Below are 17263 nucleotides of genomic sequence, written 5' to 3'. Positions count from 1 at the left end.
GCTCGCCAACTCCCCGCCGATGTTCACTCCTTCGGGTGGCCAGGCATGTGATGCACGACTGCCACCCATCGGCACTGGAAGGGTCAGGAGCCGTACCGGGGGGCGCGTGTGTTGACGGATCGTCACCCGGGCCCATGGGCAGACGAAAAACAAGAATGCGAGCACCGGTGCAGAAGATGCGGCCTGGGCGCAAGGGCAAGCAGACGGCTCCCGAAGGGGCCACGCCGGGCGCGACCACCCCTACAGAGCGCTCGTCCGAGACCACAGCGGGAGAGAACCCCGAGCACGCGGCGGGAGAGCAGACGCCCCCCGGTGCGACGGCCCCCGGCGTGACGGCTCCTGACGGCGCTTCGAAGCCGGTGAAGTCCGCCGACGGGCCCTCGAAGCCCGTGAAGTCCGTCAACTCCAAGCCCACCAAGCGCGTACGCAATCGGCTGATCGTCGCCGTCGCCGTCGTGGCCGCCGCGATCGCCGGGGCCGGAGCGCCCGCCATCGTCGCCGCCTCCGGTCAACTGAGCGACGCGCAGAGTCTGGTGACCCTCGCCGAGCGCACCCAGGACGCCGTCTCCCTCGGACACTCCCTGGCCGACGAGCGCGACGAGGTCACCTCCTTCATCGCGGCGGGCCGCCCGCAGGGCAAGGGGCTCTCCGAGAGCCGCAGCGCCCGCGTCGACCGCCAGATCGAGGAGCTGCGCACGGCCGACGCGCCGGCCGGTCTGCGGGCGGACCTCGCCGACATCGGCGCCGTCCGCAGAGCGGCGCTCACCGGCAAGAGCACCGCTCTGGAAGCCCACACGGCGTACTCGGACGTCATCACCGAACTGCACGGCCTCACCCGCGAACTCGCCGAGCAGACCCCGCCCCGCGCGGGCTCCGGCGCCTACGCCCTCGCCGACCTCGACCACGCCGTCGAACAGGCGGCGAGCGCCCGTGGCCTCCTCCTGGCCGCTCTCGCCGTCCCGAGCTCCACCGAGACGAGCACCACCGTCGACCCCGTCACCGGCCTGCCCACCACCGTGGTCGACGAGTCCTCCGCCGACAGCAGGCGCCGCGACGGCCTCAGCGCCGCGGGCCAGCAGGCCCACCTCCGCGGGCAGGCCGCCATCGCCGACTTCCGGGACGCGGCCACGGACGGCGCCCGCACGACGTACGACTCGACGGTCACCGGCCACGAGGTGACGACGGCGGAGAAGTACCTCACCCGTCTCACCGACCAGCCCACGCTCTCCACCGCCGAGCGCGGATACGACCGCAAGAAGCTCGACGCCGCGCTCTCCGCCCGCATCGAGATGATGCGCGGCGCCGAGTCCGCGCTCACCGTGCAGCGCACCAAGGACCTCGCCAAGCTGCGCGACGACGACGTGACGGCCCTTGAGATCCGCGTCGCGCTCATCGGCGTCACGCTGCTCGTCGCGGTCGGCGTCTCCATGGGCATGGCCCGCAGCCTGACCCGTCCGCTCGCCGTCCTGCGCATCGGCTCGGCCCGCCTGGCCACCGAGCCCGCGCCCCAGGAGCCGATCCGCTTCACGGGCCGCGACGACGAGTTCGCCCAGGTCGTACGGTCCGTCAACGCGCTGCACGAGCACGCGGCCGCCCTCACCGAGCGCCTGACCACGCTCGAAGCCGACCGCAAGCACCTCATCGGGCAGCGCCGGTCCATGGCCGACGAGCGCGAGACGCTGCGCGCCGAACTGGCCGAGGCCTCCGCCCACCTGGAGCGGGTGCGGCAGTCCATCCACGGCACGTTCGTCAATCTGGCCCTGCGCACTCTCGGCCTGGTCGAGCGGCAGCTCGCCGTCATCGAGAACCTCGAGGACCGCGAGCAGGACCCCGACCGCCTCGCCACGCTCTTCAAGCTCGACCACTTCGCCACGGTCATGCGCCGCCACAGCGAGAACCTCCTCGTCCTGGCGGGCGCCGAACACGGCCACCAGCACCCCGGCCCGGTCCCGCTGGTCGACGTCGTGCGGGCCGCAGTCTCCGAGATCGAGCGGTACGAGCGCGTGCGCATCGCCACGCTGCCGCCGCACGCGCACGTCGCGGGCTTCGCCGCGGACGACATCAGCCATCTGGTCGCCGAGCTCCTGGAGAACGCGACCTCGTTCTCGCCGCCGGACGCCTCCGTCGAGGTCTCCGGCTGGCTCCTGGAGAGCGGCGAGGTCATGCTCTCCGTGCAGGACGAGGGCATAGGGGTCACCGAGGACCGCATGGACGAGCTCAACTCCCGCCTCGCGGAGTTCCGTCCGGACGACGCGTACGACCAGGAGACCGGGGACGGGCTCGGGCTCGGCCTCTATGTCGTGGCCCGGCTCGCCGCGCGGCACGGGGCCCGGGTCCGCCTGCGCGAGCAGAAGCAGGGCGGGGTCGCGGCGGTCGTGGTCCTGCCGAAGTCGATCCTCGCCGCGGCGCCGGCGGTGGGTGCGCCGCCGGTCGGTGTGCCGGTTCCCGGCGGGGCGCCTGCCCTGCACCTTCCGGGCTCGGAGGCCGAGGCCAACTCCAATGTGCTGCCGGGGCGTGCGGCGTCGCCTGCTGCCGCGTCGTCCGCCGACGCGGGGGCCGCTGTCGAGGATCCGCTGATCGCGGCTGCGGAGCATGCCGTGCGGGAGGCTGGTGCGGAGCCCGAGGCTGAGCCCGAGCCCGATCCTGCGCCCGAGGCTTCGCCCGATCCCGCGCCCGAGGCTTCGCCCGAGACGACCATGGAGCTCGCCCTTCCGGCGGTTGACGCGGACCCGGAGGCCGAAGCCGAGCCCGCCCCCGCGCCAGAGCCCGAAGCCGCCCCCGCCCCCAAGTGGGACCGCGTCACCGACAAGGGGCTTCCGAAGCGCACGCCCAAGATCACCGCGCCCGAGCCCACCGTGCCCAAGGCGCGCAGCGGCTCCGTCGACGCCGAAGCGCTGCGCAAGCGTCTGGGGGGCTTCCACCAGGGAGCCATCAGCGGCCGTCGCGACGTGGAGGCCGAGCTGAACGAACGTACCGAAGAGACCGAAGAGACCGAACAGACCGAAAACATGGGGGACACAGTCGAGGAGGCAAGTAGTTGACTGCGCCCATGCGCTCGCCCAGTTCTTCCACCGGCAGTAAGGCCGGGGCCGCGTTCGGACTGAGCAGCGAAGCACGCAACCTGCACTGGCTGCTGACGAACCTCGTCGAGGAGGTGCCGGGTCTCCTGTCGGTGGCGGTGGTCTCCTCCGACGGACTGCTCCTGCTCTCCTCGGACCCCGCGCGGAACAACGCATCGGCGGTGGACAACAGTTCAGGCCCCAAGGGATCGAGCGCGGACCTCGCCACCATCGTCTCGGGCCTCGGCTCGCTGTGCATCGGCGCCTCCAAGCTGATGGACGCGGGACCGGTCAAGCAGACCGTCGTCGCCATGGAGGAGGGCAGCCTCTTCGTGATGTCGATCAGCGACGGCTCGCTGCTCGGCGTGCACGCCACCCCGGACTGCGACATGAGCGTCGTCGCGTACCACATGGCGCTCTTCGTCGGCCGCGCCGGGCATGTCCTCACCCCCGAACTCCGCAGCGAGCTGCGCCAGTCGATGGAGAGCGTCCGATGAGCAGTAAGCCCGGCAAGCTGCCCCAGCGCGGCGGCGACCGCAAACCCGCCCGCGTACGGCCTTACTCGCTCACCGGCGGGCGCACCCGCTTCGGCCACGTCCTGCTCGTGGAGACGTTCGTCGCCGCCCTCGAAGCCCCCGAGGAGCGCCTCGAACTGCCGCAGGGCAATGCCACCGCGCGTGTCATGCCGGAGATGCGGGCCATCGTCGAGATCTGCCGCCGTATGCGTACGGTCGCGGAGATCGCCGCGCTTCTGAAGATGCCGCTCGGCGTGGTCCGCGTCCTGCTGAGCGACCTCGCAGACCAGGGAAAGATCCGCGTGTACGGAACGGGCCACGGCCCGGGACAGCCGGACCGCGCACTGCTGGAAAGGGTGCTGAGTGGACTCCGCCGTCTCTGAACTCCGCCACCCGGGCCCCGACCCGGACGAGAACCTCCAAGCCTGGCAGACGGACCGCACCCGGGCCCCGATCGCGACGAAGATCGTGGTGGCGGGCGGCTTCGGCGTGGGCAAGACGACCCTGGTCACCGCGGTCTCCGAGATCACGCCCCTCCAGACGGAGGCGCTGATGACGCAGGCGAGCGAGGATACGGACGACCTCACGTCGACCCCGGACAAGACCACGACCACGGTCGCCATGGACTTCGGCCGGATCACGCTCGACGACGACCTCGTGCTGTACCTCTTCGGTACGCCGGGGCAGCAGCGCTTCTGGTTCATGTGGGACGACCTGGTGCGCGGCGCGATCGGCGCCGTGGTCCTCGCCGACACCCGCAGGCTCTCCGACTGCTTCCCCGCGCTCGACTACTTCGAGAGCTGCGGTCTGCCGTACATCGTCGCCGTCAACCACTTCGACGGCACCGAGGAGTTCGAGCCCGCGGACGTCCGTGAGGCGCTGACGATCCCGCCGCACATACCGGTGCTGATCATGGACGCGCGGCAGCGGATCTCGGTCATCGAGTCGCTGCTCTCGCTGGTGGGCCACGCCCTGGCAGCAACCCCCGAATAACTCTTCAGTTCTCAGTACCCCCGTAGGAGAAGCAGCCGCATGCGGAAGATACTCGTCGTCGGAGCCGGTCAGGCCGGGCTCCAGATCGCCCTCGGACTCCAGTCGCAGGGGTACGAGGTCACCCTGATGTCCAACCGCACGGCGGACGAGGTCAGGTCCGGCCGTGTGATGTCCACGCAGTGCATGTTCCACACGGCGCTGCAGCACGAGCGGGACCTGAAGGTGAACTTCTGGGAGTCCCAGGCCCCGAAGATCGAGGGCGTCGGCGTCTCGGTCGCCGGGCCCGACTCCTCGCGTGTCATCGACTGGGTCGGCAAGCTGGACGGGTACGCCCAGTCCGTCGACCAGCGCGTGAAGATGGCGGGCTGGATGGAGACGTTCGCGCAGCGGGGCGGCCAGCTGGTCATCCACGGCGCGGCGGTCTCGGACCTCGACTACTTCTCCCGTACGTACGACCTGGTGCTCGTCTCCGCGGGCAAGGGCGAACTGGTCTCGATGTTCGAGCGCGACGCCGCTCGCTCCCCCTACGACACCCCGCAGCGCGCGCTGGCCGTCGCGTACGTCCACGGGATGGGCCCGCGGCCCGAGCACCCCGAGTTCGACGCGGTGCGGTGCAACCTGGTGCCGGGCGTGGGCGAACTCTTCGTCATGCCGACCCTCACCACGTCCGGGCGCGCCGACATCCTGTTCTGGGAGGGTGTGCCGGGCGGCCCGCTGGACGTGTTCCAGGGCGTCAAGGACCCCTCGGAACACCTGGCGCTGACCCTCGAACTCCTTGAGAAGTTCACGCCGTGGGAGTACGCGCGGGCGACCAAGGTCGAACTGACGGACGCGGGCGGCACGTTGTCCGGCCGCTACGCGCCGACGGTCCGCAAGCCGATCGGGCAGCTGCCGGGCGGCGGCCTCGTCCTGGGCGTCGCGGACGTGGTGGTCGCGAACGACCCGATCACGGGCCAGGGGTCCAACTCGGCGTCGAAGTGCGCGGCTTCGTACCTCGCCTCGATCATCGAGCACGGAGACAAGCCGTTCGACGCGGACTGGATGCAGTCGACGTTCGACCGGTACTGGGAGACGGCTCAGCACGTCACCAAGTGGACGAACGCGATGCTGTCGCCGCCGCCGGAGCACGTCCTGAACCTGATCGGCGCGGCGGGCCAACTCCAGCCGGCGGCAGACCGCTTCGCGAACGGCTTCAACGACCCGTCGGACTTCGAGAACTTCTTCTATGAGCCGGAGAAGACGGGCGCGTACCTGGCGGGTCTGGCGGGTTAGTCCGCGCTACGGGGCGTTCGGGCGGGTGGCCGGGCGGAAGTCTGTGCGGCAGAGGCTACGCACGGGGCGCGCCCGCCCTCCCGTATCCCTTGTCCCCGCCCTTCATCGCCCCGCGCGGCAGCTTCGGTGGGACGTAGTTCTTCATGGGGTCCGCCTTGGGGTCCGGGCGTACCGCGCCCAGGAGCGGGTTCGCCGCGATGGGGGAGACCTTGATCCGGGTCCCGGGGCGCGGGGCCTGGATGACCATGCCGTCGCCCAGGTACAGCGCCACATGCGTGGCCTTGGGGAAGTAGACGACCAGGTCACCCGGCCGCAGCTTCCGCAGCGAGACCCGCCGGAGCTGCGCCCACTGCTCCTGCGAGGTACGCGGGATCTCCTTGCCCGCCGCCGCCCACGCCTGTTGGGTGAGCCCCGAGCAGTCGAAGGACGCGGGGCCCTCCGCGCCCCACTTGTACGGCTTCCCGATCTGCCGCACGGCGTAGTCCAGCGCCTCGTCCCCTCGCCGGGACGGCGGCCGGGACGGCGCGGAGCCCGCGGAACCCGCAGCTCCGCTCAGTGCGCCCGACGCCAGGAACTTGCGCTGCGCCGCGGCCATCCCCTCCTCCTCGGCCCGCGCCAGTTCCGCAAGCTGCTCCGTGCTCAGCGAGGCCAGCAGCTCCTCGACCTCCTTCAGCTGCCCCTTGACCGTGTCGCGCGCCTCCTTCTGCCGTGCGGCGAGGGCGACTTGGGTCTCCAGGGCGCTCCTGGCACCGGCCGCGAGCGTGGCCGCCGTCTTCTCGCCGCCGACCAGACGCTGCACCGTCGCGGCCCGCTCCGCCGCCACCCGCCCGATCACATGCCCTTGGTCGAGCGCCTGCTGCGGGTTGCGGGCGAGCAGGAGGTGCACGTAGGGGGAGATGTTCGTCCTGCCCTGGTACTGCTGGCGCGCGAAGCGGCCCGCCGCGCCCCGGCTGTCCCGCACCGAGGTCCTCGCGCGCGCCAGGCTGCCGTTCAGGCGGGTGACCTCGGCGCGCTGTTCCTTCAGCTTCTCCGCGGTGGCGTTGTACGTCTCCGTCGACTCCTCGGCCTTCCGGTACAGCTCCTGAAGGTCCGTCAGGAGCTCGGAGACCGGGCGCTCCCCGGGTCCTGAGGGCTCCGGCACGGCGTACGCCGGTGAAGCCGTCGTCAGCAACGCCCCGACCGCCGCTCCCGTACCGACCCACCGCAGCAGCCTGCCTGACATGCCATCACCTCCGGCGCGCGGCGGCCCCTCCGCCCCGCACCGCGAGCATCAGCCGCCCCGGCGCGGCCCGCCTCCGGAGGGTGCGCGGGTTGGCGCAATGCGGTCACTCGTCCAGGGGCCCACGGCGCGCCGCCCTTGCCCCGGCGGCGACCGGGCGGGAGCCCGCGGAGCTCAGCCCGCTGCCCCGCCCGGCTTCGACCACGGCCACTTCAGTCCTGATCCGGCCTTGTCGCCCTCGGGGTCGTACGCGTACGTCCAGCCCTGGTGCAGCCCGAGCCGCTTCCCCGCCTTGGCCACCCGGCGGTAGACGAGCACGGTCGGCGGGCCGCCCGCCTCGTCCGGCACCGGGACCCGGTACACCTTCGGGGGGTGGCCGGTCGGGCCGAGCAGGATGGGCAGGACGCGGCCGTCCAGGGGGCCACCCTCGAAGGGGGTGTCTTCGCTCTTCACCCGGCCAGTGTCACAGCAGGTGCGCCGCGTCGCTCACCACGGGCAGCACACGCCGGGCGAGCGAGCCCGCTGGTCCATCGGCCGTCTCCAGGGCCAGCGCGCCCCGTACCGCCTCCGCGGTCTGCGGGTCGCGCCCTGCGGAGGCCACCAGGACCGCCATGAACTGCTCGACCAGCCAGTCCCGCAGCTCGTCGAGCGGCGGCTGCTTCTCCTCGTCCAGCCAGATCAGGGACGCCGCCTCGACGGAGGTGATCCACATCCGCACGGTCATCCTCAGCCGCGGGCCCCTGGCCCCCACGACCTCCAGGTGGGCGAGTATGTGCTCGGCGGCCGTCCTGCGCACCTCGTCCACTATGGCGGTCGTGCGCGAGGTCTCCACGACGCTGCCGCCCTGGAGCAGCGCGCTGAACCCCGCGTCGTGCTGGTCGACGAAGGCGAGGTAGCGGTCGAGCGCGTTCGCCAGGCGCTGGGTGAGCGGGCCCTCGGGCGGCTCGGCGAAGCACTGCTCCAGCTCGTCGGCGGCGGAGCGCAGCGCGGCCTCGTACAACTGCTGCTTGCCGCCGGGGAAGTAGCGGTAGACGAGCGGCCGTGACACCCCGGCCGCCTCCGCCACGTCGTCGAGGGACACCTCGTCGGGTGCGCGCACCGCGAAGAGGGACAGGGCGGCCTCTTTGAGCTGCCGCTGCCGCTCTTCGACACTGAGCCGCCGGTACGCGCGGGTGGGAGCAGGCGAGGTCATGCCTCGCAGCGTAACCGCCCTTTCGAACAAGCGCCCCGGAACCCCGCGCACCCTCTTAGCTACGCCAGCAGTCCCGAGCTCTTCCACAGCCGCCGCCCGGCGCCCCTCAGCACCCCGATGTCGTCCAAGAAGTCCGTCAGGCGCTTGGCTCCCGTCTGCATGATCTCGCGGCGGTGGGCGCTCGCCTTGACCTGGGCCATGGCCTCACGCCTGTCCAGGCCCACGTTCGTGTAGACCTCGGGGTTGATGAAGGCGATGGAGAAGACGCGGGCGAACTCGCCGGAGGTGAGGCGGGTGAACTCCTGGGACCAGCGCGGCGCGGTCACCATCTGGCGGCGCAGCTCCTCACGGGCGTACCGCACATGGCGCGCCTCCTCCACGACGTGGATCCGCGTGACGCCGCGCACCAGCGTCTGGACGCGCTCGTCCGGGAACGTCAGGCGCTGCATCCAGTCGAGGATCTCCTCGCCGAGCAGCGTCGCCGTGAACGAACCGGGCGTCGTCGAGATCGTCTTGAAGAGGCGGCCGAGGTTCCGGTGCACGGTGCTGACCGGGTAGTACGGCGTGTCCCCGCGCTGGATCAGGCGCGCGAACATCTTCGAGTGCCGGCACTCGTCCTCGATCTCCGTCAGGGCATACCGCACGTGCGCGCTCGTGGCCGGCTTGTCGTAGATGTGCCGTACGAGCAGCTGCATCAGGATCAGTTCGAACCAGATGCCCAGGGACGCGAGCGCGGCGGCCTCGTGCTGGGAGAGCGCGATGCGCTGCTCCTCGCTCATCCGCCGCCACATCGGCGTGCCGTACAGCGAGACGAGCTCCGGGGGCCAGAACCACTTGCCCTCCTCGAAGGGCGCCTCCCAGTCCAGCTCCTTGTCGGGGTCGAAGGAGTGCTTGGCGGAGGAGTCGAGCAGCCGCTCGGCCACCTGCTCCCGGTCCTTGAGCAGTCCCAGCGCGTCCCGCAGCCCTTCGATCGCCGCGTCCTCCGTGATGGTCGTCATGACTCTGCCCCTGCCTCGTGGTCACAGTTACCGGCGGTCACGACTTATGAGACTGCCTGTCAGCAAGGCAGTCAATCCCTTGCGCACGACTTGTTGACCCCGCATCTACGAACGTGTGAGCCTGCCAACTACCGACTGGTACAAGGCAGTCGAAGGCCGACGACAGCAGCACGAGGCGATTACGGAGAAGCTCAAGGCCAATTCTTAGGAGCCGTCAGTGTCCACGCACGAGCTGTACACGCACGCCCCCGACGAGACCATCTGGCAGATACCGGCGAGCGGCGCGGCCCGCTTCAGCTGGGAGTACGACGAGGGCCGCGCCCGGCTGCTCGCCCTCTACCAGAAGGGCAAGGACAAGCAGTGGGACGGTGCCAAACGCATCGCCTGGGACCTTGAGGTCGACCCGTACGACCCGCTCGGCACCCCCGACGAGTCCATGTCGCTCTACGGCACCCGCCACTGGGCGAAGATGACCGACCGCGACAAGGGTGAGCTGCGCAAGCACTACGCCTCCTGGCAGTTCAGCCAGTTCCTGCACGGCGAGCAGGGCGCGATGGTGTGCGCGGCGCGCATCGTGGAGTCGGTCCCCGACCTGGACGCGAAGTTCTATTCGGCGACCCAGACCATGGACGAGGCGCGGCACGCGGAGGTCTACGGCCGCTTCCTGCACGACAAGATCGGCATGCTCTACCCGATCAACGACAACCTCCAGTCGCTGCTCGGCGACACCCTGCGCGACTCCCGCTGGGACATGCCCTACCTCGGCATGCAGGTCCTGATCGAGGGCCTCGCGCTCGCCGCCTTCGGCATGATCCGCGACACGACGGACAAGCCGCTGCCGAAGCAGATCCTCGCGTACGTCATGCAGGACGAGGCCCGGCACGTGGCCTTCGGCCGCATGGCCCTGCGCGACTACTACAAACAGCTCTCCGACGCGGAACTGCGCGAGCGCGAGGAATTCGTCATCGAGGGCTGCTACTTGATGCGCGACCGCCTGCGCGGCGTCGAGGTCCTGGAGAACTTCGGCATCCCGAAGGCGGAGGCCGAGGAGGCCAGCGAGAACTCCGAGTTCCTCGCCATCTTCCGGCAGCTGCTCTTCAGCCGCATCGTGCCGTGCGTCAAGGACATCGGCCTGTGGGGCAAGCGCCTTCAGGAGGCGTACGTCGACATGGGCGTCTTCGAGATGGGCAACGCCAACCTCGACCAGCTGATGGCCCAGGACGAGGAGATCGCCGAGAAGCTGGACGCGGAGCGGTTCGCGGCGGAGGAGGGCGAGCGCGTCGCGGAGGTCGAGGACATGATCGCCTCGGGCGGTGCCCCGAACCCCTGACCCCCGGCCACGTGATGGAGACGGCTGTTGGCGCCCTACGGTCCGTCGAGCACCGCCTCCATCACCGCCTTCGCGATGGGCGCCGCGCTCCCGCCGCCGCTGATGTCGCCCCGGTCGGCCGCCGCGTCCTCGACCACCACCGCCACCGCCACCGAGGGCTGCGCCTCGCCGGACTTCTGGGCCCAGGAGATGAACCAGGCATAGGGCGTACCGGAGTTGTCGATGCCGTGCTGGGCCGTGCCCGTCTTGCCGCCCACCGTCACGTCCGGGATCGCCGCGTTCGAGCCGGTGCCCTCCTCGACCACGCCGGTCATCAGCTCCCGCAGCTGCATCGCCGTGGCCGGGTTCATCGCCTGGTGGAGGGAGTGGTTGCCGGTGTTCTCCACCACGTCGCCGTCGTCCGTCGTGGTCTCGTCCACCAGGTGCGGGGACTCGACCTGGCCGCCGTTGGCCACCGCCGCCGAGACCATCGCCATCTGGAGCGGAGTCGCCCTCGTGTCGTACTGGCCGATCGAGGAGAGTGCCAGCTGTGCGTCGTCCATCGCGGTGTCGAAGTTGCTCGCCGCCACCGACGACGGGATCTTCAGGCCGCTGTCGTTGAAGCCGAAGTTCCGTGCCGTGCCCAGCATGTCGCCCAGGCCGGTGTCCGCGCCCAGCTTGGCGAAGACCGTGTTGCAGGACCACTCGAAGGCATAGCGCAGGGTCGCGTTCGTACAGCCGTCGACCTCGTTCGTCAGCTGCGTGCTCGTGCCGGGCAGCGTGTAGGGGCTCGGCGACTTCGTGGCGGCGTCCAGGTCCGTGACCGTGCCCGCGTCCAGGGCCGCCGCCGCCGTCACCACCTTGAAGGTCGAACCGGGCGGATACGTCTGGCGGATCGCGCGGTTCAGCATCGGCTTGTCGGCGCTGGCGTTCAGCGCCGCCCAGGACCGCGCCACCGACCCACTGGTGCCCGAGAGCCGCTCGGGATCGTACGAAGGGGTGCTGACCAGGGCGAGGATCTTCCCGGTCGACGGCTCGATCGCGGCCACCGCCCCCTTCTTGCCGCCGAGCCCGGCGTACGCGGCCTGCTGCGCCGCCGCCCTGATCGTGGTCCGCACCTTGCCGCCGGGGTTCTGGGCGCGGCTGATGTCGTTCCACAGGGGGAGCGGGGCGAGCATCGGGTCGGTGCCGGAGAGGATGTCGTCCTCGGCGTTCTCCAGGAAGGTCGTGCCGTAGACCTGCGAGGCGTAGCCGGTCACCGGGGCGTACAACGGGCCGTTCTTGTACGTCCGTTCATAGCGGAGCTGCTCCCCGGTGTCCTGGGAGCCGGTCACCGCGCGTCCTTCGACCATGATGTCGCCGCGCGGCTGGCCGAAGCGGGCGATGGCCTGGCGGCGGTTGGCGGGGTTGTCGTCGAAGTGCCCGGACTGCACGACCTGGACGCGGGTCGCGTTCACAAGGAGGGCGATGAGGAGCAGCGCGCAGAACGCGGCGGCGTGCCGGATGTACCTGGTCACGCGTCCTCCTTCGGTGGGCCGACCGGCTGGCCGCGCGCCGAGTCGCTGAGCCGGATGAGCAGCGCCACGATGATCCAGTTGGTGACGACCGACGAGCCGCCCTGCGCGAGGAACGGCATCGCCATGCCGGTCAGCGGGATGAGCCCGCTCACGCCGCCCGCGATCACGAACACCTGGAGCGCGACGATCGAGGCGAGCCCGACCGCGAGCAGCCGCCCGAAGGCGTCCCGCAGCGCGAGCCCGGCGCGGTAGCCGCGCTCCACCAGGAGTGCGTAGAGAAGGAAGATCGCCGTCAGGCCCGCGAGGCCCAGCTCCTCGCCCGCCGTCGCCAGGATGAAGTCGGACTTGGCGGCGAAGCCGATGAGGATGGAGTGCCCGAGGCCGAGCCCGGTGCCGAGCATCCCGCCGGCCGCGAACGCGAAGAGGGACTGGGCCAGTTGGTTGGGCCCCTCGCCCGCGTCGATGGAGGCGAAGGGGTGCAGCCAGTCCTCGACGCGGCTGTGCACATGGGGTTCGAGCGAGCCCACCGTGTACGCCCCGACCCCGGCGAGCACCAGGCCGACGGCGATCCAGCCGGTGCGCCCGGTGGCGACGTACAGCAGGATCACGAAGAGGCCGAAGAAGAGCAGCGAGGTGCCGAGGTCCCGTTCGAGGACCAGGACCCCGACGCTCAGGAGCCAGATCGCGACGATCGGCCCGAGCACGCGGCCGGTCGGCAGCTGGAGCTTGGTCAGCTTCCAGACCGTGCGGCCGGTGTAGGCCAGCGCGTTGCGGTTGGCGGAGAGATAGCTGGCGAAGAAGATCGCGAGCAGGATCTTCGCGAACTCACCGGGCTGGATGGAGAATCCGCCGATCCTGATCCAGATCCGGGCGCCGTTCACGGCCGGGAAGAAGATCGGCACGATCATCAGGACAAGCGCGGTGACGACGCAGATGTACGCGTATCGCTGGAGCACCCGGTGGTCGCGCAGCAGGACCACGACGCCGATGAAGAGCGCCACGCCGACGGTGGACCAGACGAGTTGCGTGGGCGCCGCCTCGTCCCCGGGGGTCTCCAGGTCGAGCCGGTAGATCAGGACGAGTCCCAGGCCGTTGAGGAGCACGGCGATCGGCAGGAGCAGCGGATCGGCGTACGGCGCGCGGAAGCGGACCGCGAGATGGGCCAGGAGCGCGAGCACGCCGAGCCCGGCGCCGTAACCTGCGGCGCCGGGCGGGACGGTGCCGTTCTTGGCGAGGCCGACGTCGCAGTAGCCGTAGACCGAGAGAAGGACGGCCACGACGATCAGGGCGACTTCGGTGCCACGGCGCCGGGGTACGCGAACAGCGGGGACGGACGGGGGCGCCGCTGCTGTTCCGGTCATGCCCGGAACGTAGCAAGCGATAGGCCTCAATGTCCGTTTATGTCACCGTGTGCTTGTGGTGCGTCAGCACCAGCGCGGTGCGGGCCCGATGTTCGCGATGTAGTGCGCGGCACCCCATGCCCAGGTGCCGTTGGTGAGCAGGTACCAGCGGTTGTTGCCCTGCACGTGGTCGCCGGTCGTCTTGCAGTAGATCGAGACGATCTTGCCGTACGGCACGCTGCGGATCACGTGGCTGCCCCGGGTGGGGGCGGTGCGCAGCAGCAGTCCCGTCTTGGCCGTGACGCGGCCCTTGTAGATGTGCGGGTGGCTGCCCGCGCTCGTGTCGTCGGCCGCGAAGGCGGGGCCGGTGACGGTGAGGGCTGCGAGCGCGCCGCCGGCGGCGAGTATGCCGAGCCGGGTCCTGGTCGCGGTGGGCCGAAGGGACATGGGGCCTCCTCTGGAGAAGGGCGGGTGTGGTGCGACCCGCCGTCCCTGAAACCTGGGGCGTAGGCCGCAATTCACACTAAAATCGGCACGCTGTGCGCGCAAAAGCTCACGCGGCGTCAAACCGCCCGTCAAGCCGCCCCGTCGGAGCCTCTCGCGCCGTTCCCCGCGGTCTCCTCGTAGGGCAGCGTCAGTGTCGCCACCGCCCCGCCGTCCGCCGCGTTCGCGAACGTGAGCCGCGCGCCGAGCACCGCCGTCTGGCCCAGCGCGATGGTCAGGCCGAGCCCGTGCCCCCGGGTCGTGCCCTCCGTGCGGAACCGCTGCGGCCCGTGTTCCACCAGGTAGTCCGGGTATCCGTCGCCGTGGTCGCGCACCGAGACCACCGGCCCGTCGACGGTCAGCACGATGGGCGGCCGCCCGTGCTTGTCCGCGTTGGCGATGAGGTTCCCGAGCACCCGCTCCAGGCGCCGCCGGTCGGTCACCACGCAGACGTCGCGTACGACGACGAGCTCGGCACCGACTCCCGAACCCCGCACCGCGCGCTCGGCCAGTGGGGCGAGATGGTGGTCGTCCAGGTCGACGCGCTCGCTCTTCGCGTCGAGCCGGGAGATCTCCAGGAGGTCCTCGGTGAGGGTGCGAAGCGCGGCGACCCGGTCGCGCACCAGCTCCGTGGGGCGGCCCGGTTCGAGCAGCTCGGCCGCCGCGTGCAGACCGGTCAACGGCGTGCGCAGCTCGTGCGCCACGTCCGCGGTGAACCGCTGCTCGCTCTGGAGCTTGCCCTGCAGCGAGGACGCCATCGTGTCGAGTGCGCCGGCCACCGCCGCCACCTCGTCCTGACGGCGCGAGGGATCGCGGGTGCGCGGGTCGTTCACGCGGGCGTCGAGGTCACCCGCGCTGATCCGGCGCGCCACCGTCGCCGTCTGGTGCAGGCGCCGCGTCACGCGCGTCACGGCGAACGCCCCGACCAGGAGCGTCGCCCCGATCGCGAGCACGGACGAGCCGAGGATGGCCCGGTCGAGTCCGTCGATGGTGCGGGCGCCCTGGGCGTAGTCGACCCGTACGGCGATGGCGCGCCCGTCCGTGGCGGGACCCGCGGCCCACATCGTCGGCCGGGAGTCCCGCGTGTCGACCATCGTCCCGCGCTCCCCGCCCGCCGCGAGCTTCCGCAGCCGCTCGGGAAGGCCCGCCGGGTCGACGCCCGCGCCGGGGCCGAGGTCGTCGCCCGCCTCGAACGCCTCGGTGGCGTCGTCGAGCCGGGTGAGGGCGTGGTCGCGGGCCTGGCCCACGGTCTGGTTGGTCACCGAGACATGGACGAGCGCGCCGAGCAGCGCGGCGAGCGCGCAGCACATGACGGTGATGAAGACCGCTGCCTTCCAGGTCAGCGTCGCCGTCCAGGCGGGAAGCCGCGGCCCGCGCGGCAGCCGGTGGCTCATCGGCTCTCGTCCGGTGACGGCGTGGCGCGGGCACTGGCCGCCGGCTCGGGCTTGCGCTCGGGCTTCCTCGACGGCGCGTTCGGGGAGCGCACGATCTCGTCGGTCGTCGGCAGCATGGTCTTCTGGTGGGAGTCCCAGGACCACACGGTGCGGTACTCGTACCCGGGCATGCCGGAGACGGCGCGGACGATCACCTCGTGACCGGCGAGCTCGACGCCGAGCACCGCGTCCCCCATCTCCATGATCTGCGTCAAGTGCTGCTTCTCCACGGCGTAGGCGCGGATGTCGAGGTTCTCGGCGTGCCCCCGGGGCAGCCGGATGCCGACGATGAGGTCGTCCTTGCCGTCGCCGGTGAGATCCCGGTAGTAGGCGTCGAGGACGGGGCACTTGTCGTCGCCCGCGTGGCTGGTGTCGCAGGTGGCCAGCTGCTGGACGGTCTCCTTGTAGACGTCGTCCGAGCGGCTGTACATCCCCGGGTTCTCGTCGAAATCGGCCTTGGCGACGCTGACCGGATTCACCTTGCGCAGGTTGCCGCCCGGGACGTCCACGCCCTTGACCGGCACGCTCTCTATCGTTCCGTAGTCCTCGGCGGGCGCGGAGGGAGGCGGCAGCTTCGGCCACAGGCGCGTGGGTGCCTCGGCGGTGGGTGTCGATCCCGCGCCGCGCAGGTCGCCCGGGTCGCCGCAGCCGCCGGCCAGCAGGCCTGCGGACAGGACGAGGCCCGCGGCGAGCGCGAGACGGCTGCGGTGCACTGCACTCCTGCCTGCCGGGGGAGCGGCCCGGGGGGCTGCTCGACTGCGGCGCGAGGTTCGGTTGCGGCGCCGCAGGGTCCGGGTCCCGTTGCCCGGGTCCGGCTACGGCGCGAGGTCGGCGTAGAGAATGATGTTGTCGGTGCGGTGGCCGTCCTTGATCGGGCCGCCACAGGTCAGCAGGCGCAGCTCGGGCCGGTCGGTCGCCCCATACACCTTATGGGTGGGGAAGTTCTTTTTGTCCACCTGCTCGATCTCGCGCACCTTGAACGTCGCGGTACTCCCGTCCGCTCGCGGCACCTCGATCTCGTCCCCCATTCTCACCTTCGCCACGTTCTTCATCAGCGCGGGCCCCTTCGCGGTGTCGTAGTGCGCCACCAGAACGGCCGCCCCCTTCTCGCCCGGGGTGACACCTCCGGTCCACCAGCCGGGCTCCTCCGCCTTGTCCACGGGCGGCACCTCGAGCGCGTCGTCCGCGCCCACCCCGAGGTCGAGCATCGACGTGGCGTCGACGCCGGCCGCCGGGATCCGCAGGCCGGTGGGCCGGGACCTCTCCAGCGGGGCGTGGGGCTCGGCGGCCGGTGCGGCGGCGGCGTTGTGGACCTTGACGTCGGGTGCCGGGTCGCCGGAGCCCTGGCCGCAGGCGATCAGGGCGACGCCGAGGGCGGCGGTCAGCGTGGCCGCGGCCGCGATGCGGGTGGTGTGGCGGCGCTTGGCGGGCGCGGGGACGGGGGCTTCTTCGGCGGGGGTGGTGCTCACGGCGACTCCTGCGGGTGCGTGGGGGCGGGGGGCGGGGGCTCAGGCGTCGGTGCGGCCGCGGCGCAGCATCGCGTACCCGAGACCGGCCGCGCCGGCCGCCGCCATGGCCCCACCCGCGGCGATGAAGATCGGGTCCCCGCTGTGGAATCCCTCGGTGCCTGCCTTGACGCCGCCCTTGGGCGCGACGGGGGCGACGGTCCGCGTGCCCTCGGAGTGCGGGGGCCGCGCAGGTGAGTCCGCGACCGCGGCGACGGCCGGCGTGAGGAGCGCGCCGCCCGCGACGGCGGTCACGGCGGCGGTGCGGAGGAGGGAGCGGCGGCGACGGATGCTCACGGGCGGTCCTTACGGCTGGCGGCTGATCGCTCCGAGGAAGCGAAAGGGGCACCCCTCAACCTAGATGTCCGCCATTGCGGCAATTCATCGACTATGTAACAGCGGGCCATACCTGCGGAGGCGGTGCCGTT

The 17263-nt window shown here is 71.3% G+C and carries 17 protein-coding genes; 6 read left to right on the top strand and 11 right to left on the bottom strand.

Annotation, left to right across the window (positions count from 1 at the left end; all coding sequences use genetic code 11):
• Window positions 1-155 precede the first annotated feature (155 nt).
• From M4V62_RS15130 to M4V62_RS15110, 5 genes are read left to right on the top strand one after another with little or no spacing between them, the layout of a single operon-like run.
• Window positions 156-3041 carry a sensor histidine kinase gene (locus M4V62_RS15130; protein ID WP_425575226.1) on the top strand — a complete coding sequence of 962 codons (2886 nt, stop codon included), beginning with the start codon at window positions 156-158 and terminating at the stop codon, window positions 3039-3041.
• 8 nt (window positions 3042-3049) lie between these two features.
• Window positions 3050-3556: a roadblock/LC7 domain-containing protein gene (locus M4V62_RS15125; protein ID WP_249587788.1), complete on the top strand. Its 507-nt coding sequence runs from the start codon at window positions 3050-3052 to the stop codon at window positions 3554-3556.
• Complete coding sequence (locus tag M4V62_RS15120; RefSeq protein ID WP_249587787.1) at window positions 3553-3957, top strand: DUF742 domain-containing protein; 405 nt, start codon at window positions 3553-3555, stop codon at window positions 3955-3957. The genes M4V62_RS15125 and M4V62_RS15120 overlap by 4 nt, the downstream gene beginning before the upstream one ends.
• The gene (locus M4V62_RS15115) at window positions 3938-4567 is read left to right on the top strand and encodes a GTP-binding protein (RefSeq protein WP_249587786.1); all 630 of its coding nucleotides are present in this window, start codon (window positions 3938-3940) and stop codon (window positions 4565-4567) included. The genes M4V62_RS15120 and M4V62_RS15115 overlap by 20 nt, the downstream gene beginning before the upstream one ends.
• A 39-nt stretch (window positions 4568-4606) precedes the next feature.
• Entirely contained in the window at window positions 4607-5839 is a 1233-nt protein-coding gene (locus M4V62_RS15110) for a styrene monooxygenase/indole monooxygenase family protein (protein WP_249587785.1), read from the top strand.
• 55 nt (window positions 5840-5894) lie between these two features.
• On the opposite strand, the gene M4V62_RS15105 is transcribed toward M4V62_RS15110, so the two are convergent.
• The 4 genes from M4V62_RS15105 to M4V62_RS15090 form a co-directional block, all read right to left on the bottom strand.
• On the bottom strand, window positions 5895-7061 hold the full coding sequence (locus M4V62_RS15105; protein WP_249587784.1) for a C40 family peptidase: 1167 nt from the start codon (window positions 7059-7061) through the stop codon (window positions 5895-5897).
• 171 nt (window positions 7062-7232) lie between these two features.
• Window positions 7233-7511: a hypothetical protein gene (locus M4V62_RS15100; RefSeq protein WP_249587783.1), complete on the bottom strand. Its 279-nt coding sequence runs from the start codon at window positions 7509-7511 to the stop codon at window positions 7233-7235.
• A gap of 10 nt (window positions 7512-7521) precedes the next feature.
• Window positions 7522-8250: a TetR/AcrR family transcriptional regulator gene (locus M4V62_RS15095; protein ID WP_249587782.1), complete on the bottom strand. Its 729-nt coding sequence runs from the start codon at window positions 8248-8250 to the stop codon at window positions 7522-7524.
• A 59-nt stretch (window positions 8251-8309) separates the two neighbouring features.
• Window positions 8310-9248: an AurF N-oxygenase family protein gene (locus tag M4V62_RS15090; RefSeq protein ID WP_249587781.1), complete on the bottom strand. Its 939-nt coding sequence runs from the start codon at window positions 9246-9248 to the stop codon at window positions 8310-8312.
• Window positions 9249-9465: 217 nt separating this feature from the next.
• On the opposite strand from M4V62_RS15090, the gene M4V62_RS15085 reads away from it, so the two are divergent.
• Complete coding sequence (locus M4V62_RS15085) at window positions 9466-10578, top strand: ferritin-like domain-containing protein (RefSeq protein ID WP_249587780.1); 1113 nt, start codon at window positions 9466-9468, stop codon at window positions 10576-10578.
• 35 nt (window positions 10579-10613) lie between these two features.
• Here M4V62_RS15085 and M4V62_RS15080 read toward each other — a convergent pair whose 3' ends face one another.
• The 7 genes from M4V62_RS15080 to M4V62_RS15050 all read right to left on the bottom strand — a co-directional run bounded on the left by M4V62_RS15080 (window position 10614) and on the right by M4V62_RS15050 (window position 17132).
• Window positions 10614-12074, bottom strand: coding sequence for a penicillin-binding transpeptidase domain-containing protein (locus M4V62_RS15080; protein ID WP_249587779.1), 1461 nt, complete (start codon window positions 12072-12074; stop codon window positions 10614-10616).
• The gene (locus tag M4V62_RS15075; RefSeq protein WP_249587778.1) at window positions 12071-13435 is read right to left on the bottom strand and encodes an FtsW/RodA/SpoVE family cell cycle protein; all 1365 of its coding nucleotides are present in this window, start codon (window positions 13433-13435) and stop codon (window positions 12071-12073) included. The genes M4V62_RS15080 and M4V62_RS15075 overlap by 4 nt, the downstream gene beginning before the upstream one ends.
• Window positions 13436-13498: 63 nt before the next feature.
• The gene (locus M4V62_RS15070; protein ID WP_249587777.1) at window positions 13499-13861 is read right to left on the bottom strand and encodes an SH3 domain-containing protein; all 363 of its coding nucleotides are present in this window, start codon (window positions 13859-13861) and stop codon (window positions 13499-13501) included.
• A 128-nt stretch (window positions 13862-13989) separates the two neighbouring features.
• A complete protein-coding gene (locus tag M4V62_RS15065; protein WP_249587776.1) occupies window positions 13990-15291 on the bottom strand; it encodes a sensor histidine kinase in 1302 nt (433 codons plus the stop codon).
• Window positions 15288-16043 (bottom strand): hypothetical protein, encoded by a 756-nt coding sequence (locus tag M4V62_RS15060; RefSeq protein WP_249587775.1) that lies wholly within the window; start codon window positions 16041-16043, stop codon window positions 15288-15290. The genes M4V62_RS15065 and M4V62_RS15060 overlap by 4 nt, the downstream gene beginning before the upstream one ends.
• 102 nt (window positions 16044-16145) lie before the next feature.
• A complete protein-coding gene (locus M4V62_RS15055; protein ID WP_249587774.1) occupies window positions 16146-16799 on the bottom strand; it encodes a class F sortase in 654 nt (217 codons plus the stop codon).
• Window positions 16800-16838: 39 nt separating this feature from the next.
• Window positions 16839-17132, bottom strand: a complete 294-nt coding sequence (locus tag M4V62_RS15050) for a hypothetical protein (RefSeq protein ID WP_249587773.1) — start codon at window positions 17130-17132, stop codon at window positions 16839-16841.
• Window positions 17133-17263: the final 131 nt, after the last annotated feature.

This window comes from Streptomyces durmitorensis, from assembly GCF_023498005.1.
GTDB classification, from domain to species: Bacteria; Actinomycetota; Actinomycetes; order Streptomycetales; family Streptomycetaceae; genus Streptomyces; species Streptomyces durmitorensis.
Note: the sequence above shows the minus strand (reverse complement) of the source record. Positions and strands in the feature narration are given on the sequence as shown.

Coding starts and splice junctions, on each gene's coding strand:
- M4V62_RS15130 (WP_425575226.1), top strand. CDS start 156: ATGCGAGCACCGGTGCAGAAGATGCGGCCTGGGCGCAAGGGCAAGCAG.
- M4V62_RS15125 (WP_249587788.1), top strand. CDS start 3,050: ATGCGCTCGCCCAGTTCTTCCACCGGCAGTAAGGCCGGGGCCGCGTTC.
- M4V62_RS15120 (WP_249587787.1), top strand. CDS start 3,553: ATGAGCAGTAAGCCCGGCAAGCTGCCCCAGCGCGGCGGCGACCGCAAA.
- M4V62_RS15110 (WP_249587785.1), top strand. CDS start 4,607: ATGCGGAAGATACTCGTCGTCGGAGCCGGTCAGGCCGGGCTCCAGATC.
- M4V62_RS15105 (WP_249587784.1), bottom strand. CDS start 7,061: ATGTCAGGCAGGCTGCTGCGGTGGGTCGGTACGGGAGCGGCGGTCGGG.
- M4V62_RS15095 (WP_249587782.1), bottom strand. CDS start 8,250: ATGACCTCGCCTGCTCCCACCCGCGCGTACCGGCGGCTCAGTGTCGAA.
- M4V62_RS15090 (WP_249587781.1), bottom strand. CDS start 9,248: ATGACGACCATCACGGAGGACGCGGCGATCGAAGGGCTGCGGGACGCG.
- M4V62_RS15075 (WP_249587778.1), bottom strand. CDS start 13,435: ATGACCGGAACAGCAGCGGCGCCCCCGTCCGTCCCCGCTGTTCGCGTA.
- M4V62_RS15070 (WP_249587777.1), bottom strand. CDS start 13,861: ATGTCCCTTCGGCCCACCGCGACCAGGACCCGGCTCGGCATACTCGCC.
- M4V62_RS15065 (WP_249587776.1), bottom strand. CDS start 15,291: ATGAGCCACCGGCTGCCGCGCGGGCCGCGGCTTCCCGCCTGGACGGCG.